Raw genomic sequence first — 16,668 nt, 5'->3', positions numbered from 1 at the left:
GACAGTTTACTATGAGTACAATCAAAACACCGTTTAAATATGACTTTGTGGGCAGTTTTTTAAGACCGCAGGAGGTTAAGGACGCAAAGGAAAATTACAAAAACGGAAAAATCGACAAAAACGAATATAACACAATCATCAACAATGCCATCGCAAACCTTGTTGCAAAGCAAAAGGAGCTTGGCTACCACGCAATCACCGACGGCGAGTTCAGACGAACATTTTGGCACCTTGATTTTATGTGGGGATTTGACGGCGTTGAGCACAAGGCAACAGGCGGCGGAGTTCCGTTTAACGGCGAACTTGCGTTGCTTGACGACACCTACCTTGTAGGCAAATTCAAGGCAAAGGCTCACCCGTTTGTGGAATACTTCAAGTTTTTGAAACAGTTTGAGGACGAAAACACGGTTGCAAAGTACACAATTCCTGCACCGGCACAAACATATTTGCAGTTTACCGTTCCAGGCAACATTGAACTTACTCGTAAATTTTACGCAACCGATGACGAACTCATTGAGGACATTGCGGCAGCTTATCGTGATGTTATCGCTCAATTTTACGAAGCAGGTTGCCGCAATCTTCAGCTTGACGACTGCTCGTGGGGTTCGGCTCTCACCGAGGACGGCACCGATATTTTCGGCATAACCGCAGAAGAATACAAAAACAGACTTCTCAAAGTCAACAATCTTGCACTTGAGGGCAAGCCTGATGATATGGTAATCACATCTCACATTTGCCGCGGCAACTACCACTCAACATATTTTTCAAGCGGTGCATACGACCCTGTTGCAGACTGGGTTTTTGCACAGGAAAATGTAGACGCTTTGTTCCTTGAATACGATGACGAGCGTTCGGGCGGATTTGAGCCGCTTGCCAAGGTATCGAAGGATAAAATCGTTGTTTTGGGCTTAATCACCACAAAATCACCTAAGCTTGAAAACAAAGAAGAAGTTATTGCAAGAATTAACGAAGCGGCAAAATATGTTCCGCTTGAAAGACTTTGCCTCAGCCCGCAGTGCGGCTTTGCCTCTTGCGAAGTAGGCAACAAAATCACCGAGGAAGAACAGTGGGCAAAGCTCAGATTGGTTAAGGAAATCGCCGAAGAAGTTTGGGAGCATTGCAAACTTCTTAAAAATTAACTACATATAGATGTTTTGCACGATGCTTGTACCTTATCTGCCGCATTGTAATTGTTGCCTTTTTGTGATATAATATATTAATCCAAGTTGAAGGAGAGATACAAATGGCAGAATTTAAGTCCGCATTTATAGGCGGTTATAATAAAAAATCGGTTAACGAATATGTTGCCAAACTTGAAAGCGAAAACGAAATATTAAAAAAAGCACTTGACCTTGCCGAGCACAACGCACTCAAGGCGGACAAGTACCAAACCGAAGCCGCAAAACTTAAAAACGAAACGGCAAAGCTTGAAGCCCTTGTTGCCGATTTGAGAAAACAGCTTGAAGAAAGCGAGCAGTCAAACAACGACTACATCTCAAGCATCGGTCAAGTCTTCTATTCGGCGTACGAAAGCGGTGCAAAGATAACCGACGATGCAAAAGCAGGTTCGCAGGAATTTTTGCAAAAAATCGAGAGCGTTTCGGCAGAGGCAAAGGCAGAAGCACAGCGAGCAATCAACGCTTACAACCTTATCAACACGGATGTTAAGGCTTTGCTTGCAAATCTCACAAAGCAAATCAATGCTGTTTCCGCAAACACGGACGCTATGATTAAAAAAGCAACCCTTATTGCCGAATCTATGGACGATATTCAAAATATCAAATCCGCAAACGCAGACAAAGCAAAGGTTGTTGCCGAAGAGTACAGGGAATTTTTTGACTCGTTTTCAACAAATGCAAAGAAAAAACCGATTCAGCCAAAGGTTGATATTGCCGAACCTGTTTTGACAACTGCTCCGGCAGAACCGATAATCGCAGAACAAGAGCCTGAAGCTCCCGTATACGAAGAAAAAGAAGAAGCCGTTCAGCCGATTGCTCAGGCAGACGGGCAGAACAGCAACGCTCTTCTTCAAGATATGCTCAAAAGAGTTCAAAGCAACAACGAATAATTAATTGTATAATTAAATCCCCACCTTAGCACAATGCAAAAGGCGGGGATTTTTTTAAATGTACAATCAATCGTCAATATTTTTGATGTTTTCAACAACAAAGTTATAATTCTTTGTTAATTTTTCAATCATTTGCGGAGTAACATCATTTTTTCCGCCACGGAGAGCCTTGGTAATTTCAATACTTGATTGCGAAAGATTTTCAAATCCGAGATTGAGGCACAAGCCTTTGAACATATGCACCGCTCTGAAAGCGTCCTCCAAATTACCTTTTTTGTATTCCGAAATAAAATTACTGTAGCTCTCATCCTGCAAAAAGGCCTTTACAAACTTTGTGATGATTGCATTTGAACAAAGTCTTGCAAAAACTTTTTGGTAATCGCTACCGATTGCACCGTAAAACTCTTTTATCTGCATATGTCAATTTCTCCGTTTTCTTTTATGTTATCTGTTGCCGTATTATCGCCGGTTGCGTTGAAATAAGCACAATTTGCGGATAACTTCAATAATATTTTCCAAAAAATCATTTACTGTATATTATAGCAATAATACAAAAATATTTCAATCACAATCGATGTATTTTATTAACCGTAAAAAAACTAAACCGCATGCCTGAGGGGGCACACGGTTTAATTTATAAAAAGCACAAAAAGGGAAAAATGGTAAAAAGTAATGAACAATAAAAGTATTTAAGCTATTCACCCGAGAAAGACTGCAAACCATACCGGTTGAGGGTGCGGTACAATTTGAAATTTTGTAGCGGGCAACTTTTATAGAAACAAGCACCCAAATTGTGCTTAATAACAAAATCGAATTTTATCAAACAATATCTGAATTTTAAGAAAATAAAAAGACCGCAATTATACCTTTGTACTTATTGCGGCCTGACAACCATAGTAAAATCACCTTAAACTCATAGCTTTGAGTCATACCGTTTTTGGCAGTATGCCGAGCTATTTAATAACTTTTCTTGATGTGTCTACACTATATCATACATTCGACATTTAGTCAACTTTTTTTGCAAAAATTGTATTAATTCACAAAAACAAATCAAAATCCGCACCTGTTTTCGTTATCGGCTTGTCGAATAAAGTCGAAGCTTGTCAATTCAAATCATTTGTGCCCTTGTTGTTCTTGTTGTCACCGACAATTTTACGGATTTCGATGCCGCTTGTAAATCTGCCTTTTGCAGGGCAGTCGCCGTCACATTTGTGATTGTCCTCGTATCGTGAATGAACAATAAGTTTGGAATTCTTAACTTCCGCCATATTCTGACACCAATAACAACAATCTTCACACAATCCTTTTGCTTGCATAAACATTATATAAATGTTATTATTAATATAATATATTATATAGGATGACTTTTATGAATAGAAAAACAGATTATTTAAAAACTTATGAAATTATTGCCGGTATCATACTTGTAATTACAACAATTTTGTTTTTGAAAACACCGAATATGTTATATACATTAATGGATTCGGATATTTCCAAAATTTTTTGGGATTTTAAATCCCATATAAATTTTACGGCTGACCTAAAAAATACATACAGCACATCAATGCACGCTTGTTTTCCGCCGCTCATTTATCTTTTTTATCATTTTTTGTATTTAATTATTCCAAAAGTTGACAACATTGATATGCTGTATAATTTTGTATATGCAATATATTTATCGGTGATGTTTATAACATTTTCGTATATCTGCTCAAAAATGCTTGAAAAAGAAAGCTTTACAAAACGACTGACGGCAACCGTGCTTTTTGCACTTTCCGCACCGTTTGTTTTTGGAATAATAGAACAGGGCAATATTGTATTGCTCCCTATGATGTTGCTCGCCGTCGCTGCTCTTTGGCGTGATTCAGAAAACAAAGTCAAAAGAGAACTTGCATTGATTTTTATCGCCGTTGCCGCCGGAATAAAAGTTTATCCGGCAATTTTCGGAATTATATATCTTGCCGAAAAAAGATACAAAGAGGCAATCCGCCTTATTATATACGGAATATTATTTTTCTTTGTTCCGTTTGTGTTTACAGGCGGAATTGACGGAATGATAACATTCTTTAACAATCAAAGTGCCGTTCACCAAGCGTGGGGCAAATACAGTTTGGTAAGTATTTATTCATATGCGATTTTCTTTGATTTGGGCAAAAAAATCGGCATAATACTGAGTGCATTGTTCGGATGCATTGCATTAATCACGGTATTTTTTACAAAAAGTATGTGGCAAAAATATTTTATGATTGCATTTATTATGGTTATGTGTCCTCTTTGGAGCGGTCAGTACACCGTTTGCTTCTTCTTAATTGCATTTTTTGCATTTTTACAAAGTAATCAAACACTTAACAACAAATTTTATGATAACATTTATATTATAATGTTTTCGCTGATATTTTCTGCAAATATACTCACCAAAAAAGTCGGTGCAATGAAAATAACAGGGCCTGTTTTCATTATTTTCTTTGTTATACTCCTGCAAAACATTGCGGAAATCAAAGGCAACACAAAGCCTGTTTCAAAGATTGAATAATAAAATATCAAAAAGTCAAATTAATATGCACCCCAAAAGTATTTGACTTTTGGGGTGCATGTTATATATAAGTTTTGTTTTAATCGGTATTCATTATTTCATAAACATTGTACACTCGATTTGTATAAATCTTTTTTAGGTTTTTATCCTTGTTCATAGCGGAACATTGTTTTTTATAAGCTTTTTGTACAACAACATATTTATAATCATATTGATAAATATATTCGGTATAAGGAACCAATTCCCAATCAAATTTAATGACATCCTTAAGAGAATTTTTCTTGTTGTTTATTTTATCCGAAAACACCTCTGCCCTTGTATCATTAAAAGCTATAAATCCCAAAAATTCAAGATATGAGCCCTCATCACTGGAATTGAACACTTTTACTCCTTTTGGATTACCAACATATTCTGCAAGAAAATCTCCCACATCAACCTTATACTGCTGGATATTAACTTGTTTTTCATATGCGTCATAAATCGGTACAACCATAAGTGCACACAGTATTATTAATAATATATTTTTTGTAAAAGGTTTAATCTCTTTTAAATCATAAAAATACTCAAAAACCATTGCGGCAGGAATTATCAAAAACGAAAGCTGACGGGTAGACATCATTGCCATAAGCACAGTTCCGCCGATAAAAAAGACATACCTTAATTCGGTAGCTTTGCTCTTGTACAATCCGTAAAGACAAAACACTATTGTCAACACAATAAAAAGAACATTTAACGAAAAGAATTGCGGTGATCTTACCTCATAAATAAGTATAGCAAGTTCTTTAATATTCAGAGATTTTACAAGATATACTATAGATTCAAAGCCGTAAGGATTGATAAGTGCCACAAGCATACTGACAAAAAACGCAATCCATATCGGCAATTTTTTATATTCTGTTTGATTGAGGACCTTTACCTTTTTACAAACTTTTGCCGAAAATGAAAAATCAAACATATAAGGCAACATATATATAAGAAGTATCGGCCAAATTGTAGAATGAATTTGGATTTCGAGGAATGAAAGCAAAGGAATAACCGCCAGCAGTTTTACATTATGCTCTTTTACATATTTTTCAAGCACCAAAATTTCGACAGCCAAAAAAAGATATGTAAAAAGTTGCGGACGGGTAAACATAAACTGGCCCATAAAAACATTCATAACGGCTAATGTAAACATATGCTGAGTGCTTGCTTTCGGTCTTATATACTCAAGAAGTTTGTACATAACAATATCAAAAGCCAAATATACAATCAGGCAAAACACTTTGAGTGCAAGCTTACCGCAATATTTATAAATTACCCAAAATAAAATACAGCACAGCCATTTTTGAAATGTAAAGTGCAGACCCTCATGAACAGTAAACGGTTCAAATTCGGGATAAAGACCGTTTTTGAGTATATAGCGTCCGTGATTAAGCATAAACCAAGTGTCGTTATCCAAATCACGAATTAAAAAAATCGCCGTAGGAACAGCTATTGCAATAATCAAGAACAAAATTTTTCGTACTTTTTCTGCTTTTATTTCCATATCATTTCTCCCATATAGATTTATAACAAGTATATCATTTATAAAATTATTCGTCAATAATCACATAAACCTTAAATTACGACTCAATCTATTTTCTTTTATCACTTGCAAAAAAACACTTATAATGATACTATTATTTTATAATATTTTCAGGAGTTATTATATGAAAAAGAACAAAGACGGCAAATCCGCTCTTAAAATGGAAAAGTATAATTTAAAAGAAAAGTTGCTGATTTCTATATTAATATCTTTTGCGGCTTCCTTTGTAATATTTATAGTCAATCCGATTGATATTTTTGCAAACAACGCACAGGAATTTTCCTTTGCACTCGGCGATTTCATTTTGCCGCTTTTGTTAGGCTTTCTTGCGTGTTTTGCTGCGGTTTTCGGATTTTTGATGATATTCAACAAACAACTGCTCAATATCGTCACATCGGTTATTCTTTCAATTTTCGCATCAAGCTACATATACAATCTAACCATCGGAAAAGGTACATTTGTATCCGGTGATGTAAGAATTGACTTAAACAAGGCACAAAATGCGTATTTTATTATTTTAGGAATAACAATTTATATTATGTTGCTACTCGGTTTATTCCTTAAAAAGCAATGGAAAAACATTTGTGTTTTTCTCTGCGTTTTACTTATAGCAATGAACTCGGCAACACTTTTAACCGACTTTACCGCAAAAAATGCGGCAAAAACCAACGGTGCAAAAGTTGAATATGCACTGACAGAAAAAAATATGTTCAATGTTTCGGACAAAGAAAATGTTGTTTACTTCCTTTTTGACAGATTTGACAAAATCTTTTACGATGAAGTTGTTGAAAAATACCCCGATTATTTCAGCAAAACGCTCGACGGATTTACATACTTTGACAATACGGTTTCGACTTTTTCAAGGACATATCCGGCTGTTACGGGAATGATTACCGGCGTAACATATGACGGCAAAACAAGTGCGAACGAATACTTTAAAAAAGCATACACAACCTCGCCGTTTTTAAAGGATTTGAAAAGTAACGGCTACAATGTTAACCTTTATGTTGACAGATACTATGAATACTCGGACGCAAAATACTTAAAAGACATTGCCGACAATACTGTAAAAGTAAACGGTTATACCCCGAACAAAAAAAATATTTTATCCTATTTACTTCAACTTTCAGGATGTAGAATTTTACCTTTTAGCTTGTCAACAACAATGTTTAAGTTTACGGTTTACGGAACGGTTTTGAAGTTATCCGACCTTAAAACCGACGGCAAAATCTATCACGACGATGACGCAGCAGTATACAAAAACTTAACCGCAAGCGGACTTGACACATACGACAGCGACAAAAACTTTACTTTTATATATTTGCACGGAAGTCACTCGCCGTTTACTCTCAACTCAAATGTTGAAAGAGTTGAGGAATCAACCTCTATTGAGCAAACAATCGGCTCTTTTAAAATTATTGATGAATATATTAAAGAACTGAAGCGTTTGGGCGTTTACGACAACACAACGATTGTCATCACAGGTGACCACGGCTATCCGTACACCGATACCGAGTCAATGCTCAAATATATGGACAAGGGCACAAGAACCTGTTTATTTGTTAAGCCGAAAAATTCAAAAGGTGAATTAAAAACAAGGCATACTCAGGCATCACTTACCGATATTATTCCTACAATAGTAAAAGACACAAATCTCAAGACAACCCACAATTACGGCGAAAGCTTGTTTGACATTGACGAAAATCAAACAAGAACAAGAATTTATTATCACTCACGATTGAGTGGCGACAGCAAGCTGATATTTGACAAATACAAAATAACCGGCGACGCCGCAGACAAAAACAATTGGAAATTTGAAAAGTCAATAGATACCAAGCAAGCCTGGTATTAAGGAGAAGCGAATGGAATACATAGCCAAGCCTTTTGGGTTTATAATGAAATTTTGCTATAATCTTTTGTCAAATTACGGTGTGGCAATAATATTGTTTACGCTGATTACAAAGGTTATACTGTTCCCTATAGCCTTATGGACACATAAAAATTCATTAAGCCTGATAAGAATTCAGCCGCAATTAAATAACATCAAAGCAAAATACTTCGGCGAAAAGGATAAAATTTCCGATGAGCAGTTAAAACTGTACAAGGAACAGCATTATCACCCGCTCGCAGGCCTTATCCCGATGATAATCCAGTTGTTCTTACTTATGTGTGTTATTCAGATTATCTACAATCCGCTCACGCACATACTGTCGCTCGGCAAAGAAGAAATAACACAGCTTCTCACCTTTGTTTGTGACAAAACAGGTTTTGACATCACATCAAACACAGTTCAACTTTTTGCCGTCAGAGAGGTGCAAAACGGTCTTTCGCTTGCCGGAATTTGCTCAAATTCAACCACGGCGGCTATTGATTCGCTCAGCATGAACTTTTGCGGATTTGACCTTTCGGCAACTCCGTTTACCGCCGGCGGAATTATGTACATTGTGCCTGTTTTGGCAGGATTGTCGGCACTTGCACTTTGCCTTTTCCAAAACATCAAAAATCCTCTTCAGGCAGAGCAAAACAGATTTGAACAAATAGGAACAAACGCTGTATCTATCGGCATTTCGCTTGTATTAGGCGGATTTGTTCCTGCCGGTATCGGCTTTTACTGGATTTGCAGCAATCTGTTTACAATGGTTCAGCAATTAATTTTGAACACTGTAATGAATCCGAAAAAATATATTGATTACGATGCTCTTGAAAAAAGCAAAAAGGAACTTGAAAAACTCTCTTCGGTTGGCAAAACAAACTCTCCTAAGCGTGGCACCGAACTTTATAAAAGAGAAAAAAAGGACTACAAACGCTTTTTCTCCGTTGAAAACAAACACCTTGTGATTTATGCCGAAAACGGCGGATTTTACAAATACTTTGAACGAATTGTCAACTACATTTTGAATAATTCAAACATAGTCATTCACTATGTAACAAACGACCCGAACGACAATATTTTTAATCTTGAAAAAGAGCAAAAAAACCTTCGTGCATACTTTATCGGCGAAAAAAAGATGATGACACTTTTTATGAAAATGGACGCCGACATTGTGCTTATGACCACTCCGGATTTGGAAACCTATTATTACAAACGCTCTTATGTAAAAAAGGACATTGAATACATCTACACCGTTCACGGTCCGATGAGTACACATATGGTAATGCACAAAGGTTGCCTTGACCATTTTGACACAATCTTTTGCGTAGGCGATTTTCAAATCCCAGAAATTCGCAAACAAGAAGAATTATACAATCTTCCGCAAAAAGAACTTGTTGTATGCGGCTACGGATTTTTGGAAGCGTTACAGGAAAAATACGACAATATGCCTAAGTCGGAAAACGCAAAGCCGAAAATTCTTATTGCTCCGTCATGGCAAGAGGACAATATTCTTGACAGTTGTATAGACAAACTGCTTTACGAATTGCTTAAAAAGGGTTATAATGTAGTTGTGCGGCCGCACCCGGAATACAAAAAGCGTTATCCAAACCGTCTTGAAGCACTTGTTGAAAAATACAAGGATTATGACGGAAACGATTTGACATTTGAACTTGATTTTTCAAATGCCGACTCAATCTACAATTCCGACATTGTAATTACGGACTGGTCATCAACCTGTTTTGAATTTTCATATGTAACACTCAAGCCGTGTATTTTCATTGATACTCCGCCTAAAATTTACAACGAGGATTACGAAGAAATCGGAATTGAGCCGCTTGAATTGAAGCTGAGGGACATAATCGGCAAGCGATACAAGCCAAATGAATTTGACGGAATGTCAACAGATATTGCCAAAATGTTGCAAAACAAAAACGAGTATACCGAAAAAATCAAAGATATTCGCACACAATATGTTGCAAACTACGGCAAAAGCGGCGAGGTTGCCGGCAAATACATAATCAAACGCTTAATCCAAAAACAAAAGGAGCAAAAGAAAAATGGAAGCAATTAAATTATACATAGACCCGTCGGTTATGAGCTACACACTTCAATTTGTGGTGGCAGGCGTTGTAACTGTTGGTGCAATAGCAGGAATAATCGTCCGCAAAGCCAAAAAGAAAATCAAAAAAACTCTTAACATCGAAGAAAAAAAGGAAGTTGAAGACGACATCATCGACCTTTCCGAACAAAACAAAACAGAAGAATAAAATAAGGTCAAGGTAAAATCACCTTGACCTTATTTTATTTAATATACTCTGTTCGATGAATAATAACCTTTAATTCTAAAAGGTGCATTTAATAATGTCTTATCTTCCAAAATAACGCTATGATTATCAAATTTTGATGGTTTGTCTATATCTAATTTAATTTGCAATCCCGGTTTCGTATATACCCAAGAATCTCCGAAACCATCTCCAACAAAATCTTTTTCATAATAATAATGAGTTAAATTTTCAGAATATCGTCTAAAATGTTTTGTTGATAAACTCCAGTATACATGTTTAGCATAACCCAAGCCATTAAATGTGGCACTGTGAACAGGAAATTTCTTCACTTCATTATTTTTTGCCGTTTTATATAACGCATCTAAAACCAATCTTCCACCCAACGAATGACCTGTTATATAAAAATCATCATTGCTATACTTTTTAACCATTGATTTATATGCATCATATGCACAATCAGATTGTTTTGCAGTTCCCCATAAACCCAGTACTATGTCAGTTTTAACATCAGGTTTAATAACATCTAATATATTATCAAAACCTTCAGTTCCTCTATATCCAACTACAGTAGCATTTTTACCATTACCAAGTGCAACTCTGAATACCACACATCCAAAACCGCCATCCTTCGACTTCTTTTCGTCTGGACTGGATTTGTCAATATAAACAACTTTGAATTTTGCTTTTGAATTTGGTTCAGAATAATAATCTTTGCTTTTAAGATCTACATATACACCTTTTTTATAATTTTTATATGTTAAATCTGCAAGTCTCATCAATGTTGTATCGGTTATAGTATAAATTCTTGGTTTTGAATCAACACTGTCATCATACATATCACCATCTGTATCTTTTAATGTTGGATTAGATTTATATGCATATGCAGTAACATATTCAGGACCCGTATAATACTTTGCATATTCAAGTTCGACCTTACTAAACGAATGCTTCAAAAACTCTTTTATGCTTATACGAATCTCACTGCCAAGTTCTTCGATATCCGGAACGCCATCTTTATCGGTGTCTTCATCTGAACCCGGAGTTGGCTTTTGATTTAATTTAACAAACTGAAAATCATCTAATAATACCCATGAACCGTCTACTGTTACCTCTCCGATTCTATCCGCAATCTTCATTAATTCATCAGAAAAATTGCTATTAATATCTGCATATATTCCATTTGTTTTGTCAATAAGTATATTATAATCACTTAATGCACTTGAAGTTGTAATTACGGATGCGCATATTCCGTCTTTTTCTAACAATTCTGCTTCTTCTGTTAAATCTTTGATTTTATAAACATTATCATTTTTATTTTTATTATCTGTTACAAGTACTATAAATTTAGATGAGGCAGTTCTAAAATCAAGTCTTCTTGAAAATTCGATTGCTTCCAAAGATGTTTCCGGATCATCTCCGCCACCATTGACCTCTATCTGGTTAATAGATTTTTTATATTTTTCAATTTCACTGTTTCCGTACCAATTTGAAAGTCCATTTTTATGAACAGCCGGTTGTTTTTTATCTTCAATGCTGTCTTTATAATCAACTAACGAAAGATTTAAAGAAACATTATATTCAGTTCTTAACTTTTCGGCAAAATCATTAATATTTTTTTTAACATTATTAATACTTGACTTCATTGATCCTGTTGAATCAATAACAAAAACTATATCTGCCTGTCCTGTTACTGCTTTAGTATTTGATTGACTATTTAATGCTCGAACAGAATAATTTGAGACATTTCTACTATTTTTGGCAACCGGAATATAATCATTGATATTTATTCCAAGCATTCTCAACATTTCTGTACTGTCAACTACAAAATATGTTCCCGATTCGCTTATTGAAGCGTAAATCACTTCATTCTCTGAATCAACATCCGTTGTTAAAGGCTTTATTTGATTATCTTTCAAAGTACAGATTACATAATCTTTTAATACACTCTCATCGTATTTACATGCATTAGATATATCAAATTTCAACTCAAAAGCTTTGTCGGAATCAATACTTACGTCTATCGGAACACCAACAACAGCTCTATTTTCATTTATCGAGGCTTCTGCACTTGCATCAATTTTAATCTTAGAATCAATATTTCCTTCTGTTTTACCTTCAACATAAGGAATTGCCGGATTATCTTCATTAAATATTTCTTCATCTAAAACTGCTTCCGTTGATGTCTTTTGATTAAATGTTCTTTTACTGTCAAGTGTTTTTCCGTCTGTAAATTTATTAAGCGGATCAAGACCTAATTTTACTTCATCCCCATCTGACAAACCATCTCCGTCTGTATCTTCTTTCAGCGGATTTGTTTTATAAACATAAATTTCATCATAATCTGATAATCCGTCAACATCTGTATCTGCAATTATACAACTTGTTCCATATTTTAATTCCTGAATGTTGGTCAACCCGTCTTCATCCAAATCTTCTTCCGAATCTAAAACACCATCTTCATCTGAATCTTTTTTTAACGGATCTGTTCCGATTAATTCATATTCTTCATAATCGGACAATCCGTCTCCATCTGTATCCGGATTGCTCTTATCTGTCTTTAAAACATCTTCAATTTCATCAGACAATTTATCGTTGTCAGTATCTTGAGTCCAGTTTGCATATAATACCATATCATTCATAATTGCTTCCGAATAATCAAAAGCATTTGTAAACTTGTCATCCTTATACCAGCCGGAGAATATGGCATTATTTTTTGTCGGAGCTTTTGGCAAATCAATTAAATCGCCCTTTTTAACATTTATCGGAGCAATTTTCATTTCGCAATTAGTTTCAAATGTAATTTTACATTGATCGGTATTTTTTGAAGGTTCCGAAAAATCTTGTTTAATAGTATTGTCTGAGACAATTGGATTTGAATTTTTAACAATATTTGTTTTCTTTGATGTTTTAATCTTAAAATTCTTACTCCATTTACTATATGTTTTTTTATTTTTATTTTTTTTGTATGAGCGAATTCTTACATAATAAACTGTATTTTGTTTTAAACCTTTTATTGTTTTTTTAACAAATTGATTTTTTTTTGAATTTCTTACTACTTTTTTACCCGTTTTATTTTTTAAATATTTTTTACTTGTTGAATAATTTATAATATATCCATCAACATTTCTTACTTTTTTAAATGATACATATAAATCTTTATTTTTTTCCTTTACAATTATATTCTCCGGTATGCCAACCTTTGTTTGTGCACTTACATTAATAGGTATCGATGTAACAAAAGACATAACCATCATTATCGCAAGGAAAACGGACATAATTCTTTTAATTAGTCCATTAGGTTTGGTTTTTTTCATTATTTTTTCCTCCAAATAAATATTTTTCTGATATTTTAACATATTATTTTTTACTTTACAATATGTTTCCTACCTGTTACTTACTCATAAAATTTAGGAAACATATTCTTAATTAAAACAAATTAACATGTTTTTTACATTATACCACCATTTCAAAAATTTTCTATACTCCGGTAGAGTACAAACAAAAAAAGGACAGGCGAACCTGTCCTTTTTATTTATGTGATTGAGAGTCGGGATTAGTCGTTCATCTCTGCGATTGCTGCCTGAGCTGCTGCAAGGCGAGCGATAGGCACACGGAATGGTGAGCATGAAACATAATCAAGACCGATCTTGTGGCAGAATTCAACTGATGTTGGGTCGCCGCCGTGCTCACCGCAGATACCGCAGTGGAGTGATGGGCGGGTTGCCTTACCGTTTTTAACTGCCATTTCCATAAGCTGACCAACACCTGTTGTGTCGAGTCTTGCGAATGGGTCGCTTTCGAAAATCTTCTTGTCATAGTAAGCGTTGAGGAACTTACCTGCGTCATCACGGCTGAAGCCGAATGTCATCTGAGTAAGGTCGTTTGTACCGAAGCAGAAGAACTCAGCTTCCTTAGCGATGTCAGCTGCTGTAAGAGCTGCACGAGGAATTTCGATCATAGTACCAACTTCGTACTTCATTTCTACGCCTGCTGCTGCGATTTCTGCATCTGCAGTTGCAACAACGATATCCTTAACATACTTGAGTTCCTTAGCGTCACAAGCAAGAGGAATCATAATTTCAGGAGCTACTGTCCAATCAGGATGAGCCTTTTGAACATTGATAGCTGCACGGATAACAGCCTTTGTTTGCATCTTTGCAATTTCAGGATATGTAACTGCAAGACGGAGGCCACGGTGACCCATCATTGGGTTGAACTCGTGAAGAGATGCGATGATAGCCTTGATGTCTTCTACAGACTTGCCCTGAGCCTTTGCAAGCTTTTCGATGTCAGCTTCTTCTGTAGGAACGAACTCGTGAAGAGGTGGGTCCAAGAATCTGATTGTTACAGGACAACCTTCAAGTGCTTCATAAAGAGCCTCGAAGTCGCCTTGCTGATAAGGAAGAATCTTTTCAAGAGCAGCTTCTCTTTCTTCTACTGTGTCTGAGCAAATCATTTCTCTGAAAGCAGCAATTCTGTCTTCTTCAAAGAACATATGCTCTGTACGGCAAAGACCGATACCTTCTGCACCGAGTTCTCTTGCCTTCTTAGCATCGGCAGGAGTATCAGCGTTTGTACGAACCTTAAGCTTTCTGAACTCGTCAGCCCAAGCCATAATTCTGCCGAATTCGCCTGCGATTTGAGCATCGGTTGTTTCGATAATACCGTCATAGATATTACCTGTTGAACCGTCGATAGAAATGTAATCACCTTCGTGGAATTCCTTACCTGCGAGAGTGAACTTCTTGTTTTCTTCATCCATATTGATGTCGCCGCAACCTGATACGCAGCAAGTACCCATACCACGAGCAACTACGGCAGCGTGAGATGTCATACCGCCACGAACTGTGAGGATACCCTGAGCAGCCTTCATACCTGTGATGTCTTCAGGTGAAGTTTCAAGACGAACAAGAATAACCTTTTCGCCTCTTTCGTTCCAAACTTCTGCGTCTTCGGCTGTGAATACAACCTTACCGCAAGCAGCACCGGGAGAAGCACCGAGACCCTTACCCATCGGAGTAGCAGCCTTAAGAGCAGCAGCGTCAAACTGTGGGTGAAGGAGTGTGTCGAGGTTACGAGGGTCGATCATAGCAACTGCTTCTGCAGGAGTCTTGTGGCCTTCATCAACGAGGTCGCAAGCAATCTTAAGAGCGGCAGGAGCTGTTCTCTTACCGTTACGGCACTGAAGCATATAGAGCTTCTTGTTTTCTACTGTGAATTCCATATCCTGCATATCGTGGTAGTGATTTTCAAGAGTTTCGCAAACCTTGATGAACTCAGCGTATGCTTCAGGGAATTCCTGTTCCATCTGAGCGATTGGCATAGGTGTACGAACACCGGCAACTACGTCCTCGCCCTGTGCGTTGATAAGGAATTCACCCATCAACTTATTTTCACCGGTTGCAGGGTCACGAGTGAAGGCAACACCTGTACCTGATTGATTGTTAAGGTTACCGAATACCATAGGCATTACGTTAACTGCAGTACCCCATGAATAAGGAATATCGTTATCTCTACGATAAACATTTGCACGAGGGTTGTCCCATGAACGGAATACAGCTTCGATAGCGAGCTTGAGCTGTTCAACAGGGTCTGAAGGGAAGTCTGAACCGAGTTGCTTCTTGTACTCAGCCTTGAACTGTGTAGCAAGTTCCTTGAGGTCTGCTGCTGTAAGTTCTACGTCGTACTGAACGCCCTTTTCTTCCTTCATCTTGTCGATAAGTTGCTCAAAATACTTCTTACCTACTTCCATAACTACATCAGAGAACATCTGGATGAATCTTCTGTATGAGTCATATACAAAACGCTCGAAAGCAGGGTCATCGTTACCTGCGATCATTGTTTCAACTACTTCGTCATTAAGACCGAGGTTGAGGATTGTATCCATCATACCCGGCATTGATGCTCTTGCACCCGAACGAACAGAAACGAGAAGAGGATTTTGCTTATCACCGAACTTTTTGTCGTTGATTTCTTCCATCTTCTTAACGCCTTCCATAACCTGAGTCATGATTTCGTCATTAATTTTACGACCATCTTCGTAATATTGTGTACAAGCTTCTGTAGTAACTGTGAAACCCTGTGGTACAGGAAGACCGATTTTGGTCATTTCTGCGAGGTTTGCACCCTTACCGCCAAGCAAGTTACGCATGGTCATGTCGCCTTCTTCAAACATGTATACCCATTTGTTTGACATTTGAAGTACCTCCTAAAAATTAAATACATTGTTGTTTATTCTGCGGAAAATACGACAACGCAGAATAATCCGATAAAAGTATAACATACAATAGGGTCAAATTCAAACATTTTTTTCATTATTTACGGATTTATTATAAATTAATT

General features: G+C 36.5%; 11 protein-coding genes. 6 read left to right on the top strand and 5 right to left on the bottom strand.

The features are described 5' to 3' along the window. Positions 1 to 11 precede the first annotated feature (11 nt). Together Q0E08_RS01145 and Q0E08_RS01140 are read left to right on the top strand one after the other, a co-directional pair. Positions 12 to 1,139, top strand: a complete 1,128-nt coding sequence (locus Q0E08_RS01145) for a 5-methyltetrahydropteroyltriglutamate--homocysteine S-methyltransferase (protein ID WP_294775253.1) — start codon at positions 12 to 14, stop codon at positions 1,137 to 1,139. A 104-nt stretch (positions 1,140 to 1,243) separates the two neighbouring features. Next, a complete protein-coding gene (locus Q0E08_RS01140) occupies positions 1,244 to 2,068 on the top strand; it encodes a hypothetical protein (protein WP_294775249.1) in 825 nt (274 codons plus the stop codon). Positions 2,069 to 2,134: 66 nt separating this feature from the next. On the opposite strand, the gene Q0E08_RS01135 is transcribed toward Q0E08_RS01140, so the two are convergent. Continuing rightward, the gene (locus Q0E08_RS01135; RefSeq protein WP_294775247.1) at positions 2,135 to 2,485 is read right to left on the bottom strand and encodes an Hpt domain-containing protein; all 351 of its coding nucleotides are present in this window, start codon (positions 2,483 to 2,485) and stop codon (positions 2,135 to 2,137) included. 686 nt (positions 2,486 to 3,171) lie between these two features. Continuing rightward, the gene (locus Q0E08_RS01130) at positions 3,172 to 3,336 is read right to left on the bottom strand and encodes a hypothetical protein (protein ID WP_294775244.1); all 165 of its coding nucleotides are present in this window, start codon (positions 3,334 to 3,336) and stop codon (positions 3,172 to 3,174) included. 101 nt (positions 3,337 to 3,437) lie between these two features. Here Q0E08_RS01130 and Q0E08_RS01125 point away from each other — a divergent pair, with 101 nt between their 5' ends. Further along, on the top strand, positions 3,438 to 4,601 hold the full coding sequence (locus Q0E08_RS01125; RefSeq protein ID WP_294775242.1) for a glycosyltransferase family 87 protein: 1,164 nt from the start codon (positions 3,438 to 3,440) through the stop codon (positions 4,599 to 4,601). Positions 4,602 to 4,680: 79 nt separating this feature from the next. Here Q0E08_RS01125 and Q0E08_RS01120 read toward each other — a convergent pair whose 3' ends face one another. Further along, positions 4,681 to 6,129 (bottom strand): hypothetical protein, encoded by a 1,449-nt coding sequence (locus Q0E08_RS01120; RefSeq protein WP_294775239.1) that lies wholly within the window; start codon positions 6,127 to 6,129, stop codon positions 4,681 to 4,683. A 163-nt stretch (positions 6,130 to 6,292) separates the two neighbouring features. Between Q0E08_RS01120 and Q0E08_RS01115 the strand changes: the two genes are divergently transcribed. From Q0E08_RS01115 to Q0E08_RS01105, 3 genes are read left to right on the top strand one after another with little or no spacing between them, the layout of a single operon-like run. Next, positions 6,293 to 8,020, top strand: coding sequence for a sulfatase-like hydrolase/transferase (locus Q0E08_RS01115; RefSeq protein ID WP_294775237.1), 1,728 nt, complete (start codon positions 6,293 to 6,295; stop codon positions 8,018 to 8,020). Positions 8,021 to 8,030: 10 nt separating this feature from the next. Beyond that, positions 8,031 to 10,112, top strand: coding sequence for a membrane protein insertase YidC (gene yidC, locus Q0E08_RS01110; RefSeq protein ID WP_294775234.1), 2,082 nt, complete (start codon positions 8,031 to 8,033; stop codon positions 10,110 to 10,112). Further along, positions 10,099 to 10,308, top strand: coding sequence for a hypothetical protein (locus Q0E08_RS01105; protein ID WP_177663294.1), 210 nt, complete (start codon positions 10,099 to 10,101; stop codon positions 10,306 to 10,308). Before yidC ends, Q0E08_RS01105 begins: the two co-directional genes overlap by 14 nt. A 38-nt stretch (positions 10,309 to 10,346) precedes the next feature. Here the strand turns inward: Q0E08_RS01105 and Q0E08_RS01100 are convergent, their stop codons facing one another. Then, entirely contained in the window at positions 10,347 to 13,640 is a 3,294-nt protein-coding gene (locus tag Q0E08_RS01100) for an InlB B-repeat-containing protein (RefSeq protein ID WP_294775230.1), read from the bottom strand. Between the two features lie 239 nt (positions 13,641 to 13,879). Then, positions 13,880 to 16,522 (bottom strand): pyruvate, phosphate dikinase, encoded by a 2,643-nt coding sequence (gene ppdK, locus Q0E08_RS01095; RefSeq protein ID WP_294775228.1) that lies wholly within the window; start codon positions 16,520 to 16,522, stop codon positions 13,880 to 13,882. Positions 16,523 to 16,668 lie beyond the last annotated feature (146 nt).

The sequence above is a fragment of the uncultured Eubacterium sp. genome (genome assembly GCF_934561735.1).
Classification (GTDB): domain Bacteria; phylum Bacillota; class Clostridia; order Oscillospirales; family Acutalibacteraceae; genus Eubacterium_R.
Note: the sequence above shows the minus strand (reverse complement) of the source record. Positions and strands in the feature narration are given on the sequence as shown.

Excerpts from the sequence above, each read along its gene's own strand:
- Q0E08_RS01100 (WP_294775230.1), bottom strand. The coding sequence starts at position 13,640 with ATGAAAAAAACCAAACCTAATGGACTAATTAAAAGAATTATGTCCGTT.
- Q0E08_RS01135 (WP_294775247.1), bottom strand. The coding sequence starts at position 2,485 with ATGCAGATAAAAGAGTTTTACGGTGCAATCGGTAGCGATTACCAAAAA.
- ppdK (WP_294775228.1), bottom strand. The coding sequence starts at position 16,522 with ATGTCAAACAAATGGGTATACATGTTTGAAGAAGGCGACATGACCATG.
- Q0E08_RS01105 (WP_177663294.1), top strand. The coding sequence starts at position 10,099 with ATGGAAGCAATTAAATTATACATAGACCCGTCGGTTATGAGCTACACA.
- Q0E08_RS01120 (WP_294775239.1), bottom strand. The coding sequence starts at position 6,129 with ATGGAAATAAAAGCAGAAAAAGTACGAAAAATTTTGTTCTTGATTATT.
- Q0E08_RS01115 (WP_294775237.1), top strand. The coding sequence starts at position 6,293 with ATGAAAAAGAACAAAGACGGCAAATCCGCTCTTAAAATGGAAAAGTAT.
- Q0E08_RS01125 (WP_294775242.1), top strand. The coding sequence starts at position 3,438 with ATGAATAGAAAAACAGATTATTTAAAAACTTATGAAATTATTGCCGGT.
- Q0E08_RS01130 (WP_294775244.1), bottom strand. The coding sequence starts at position 3,336 with ATGGCGGAAGTTAAGAATTCCAAACTTATTGTTCATTCACGATACGAG.
- yidC (WP_294775234.1), top strand. The coding sequence starts at position 8,031 with ATGGAATACATAGCCAAGCCTTTTGGGTTTATAATGAAATTTTGCTAT.
- Q0E08_RS01145 (WP_294775253.1), top strand. The coding sequence starts at position 12 with ATGAGTACAATCAAAACACCGTTTAAATATGACTTTGTGGGCAGTTTT.
- Q0E08_RS01140 (WP_294775249.1), top strand. The coding sequence starts at position 1,244 with ATGGCAGAATTTAAGTCCGCATTTATAGGCGGTTATAATAAAAAATCG.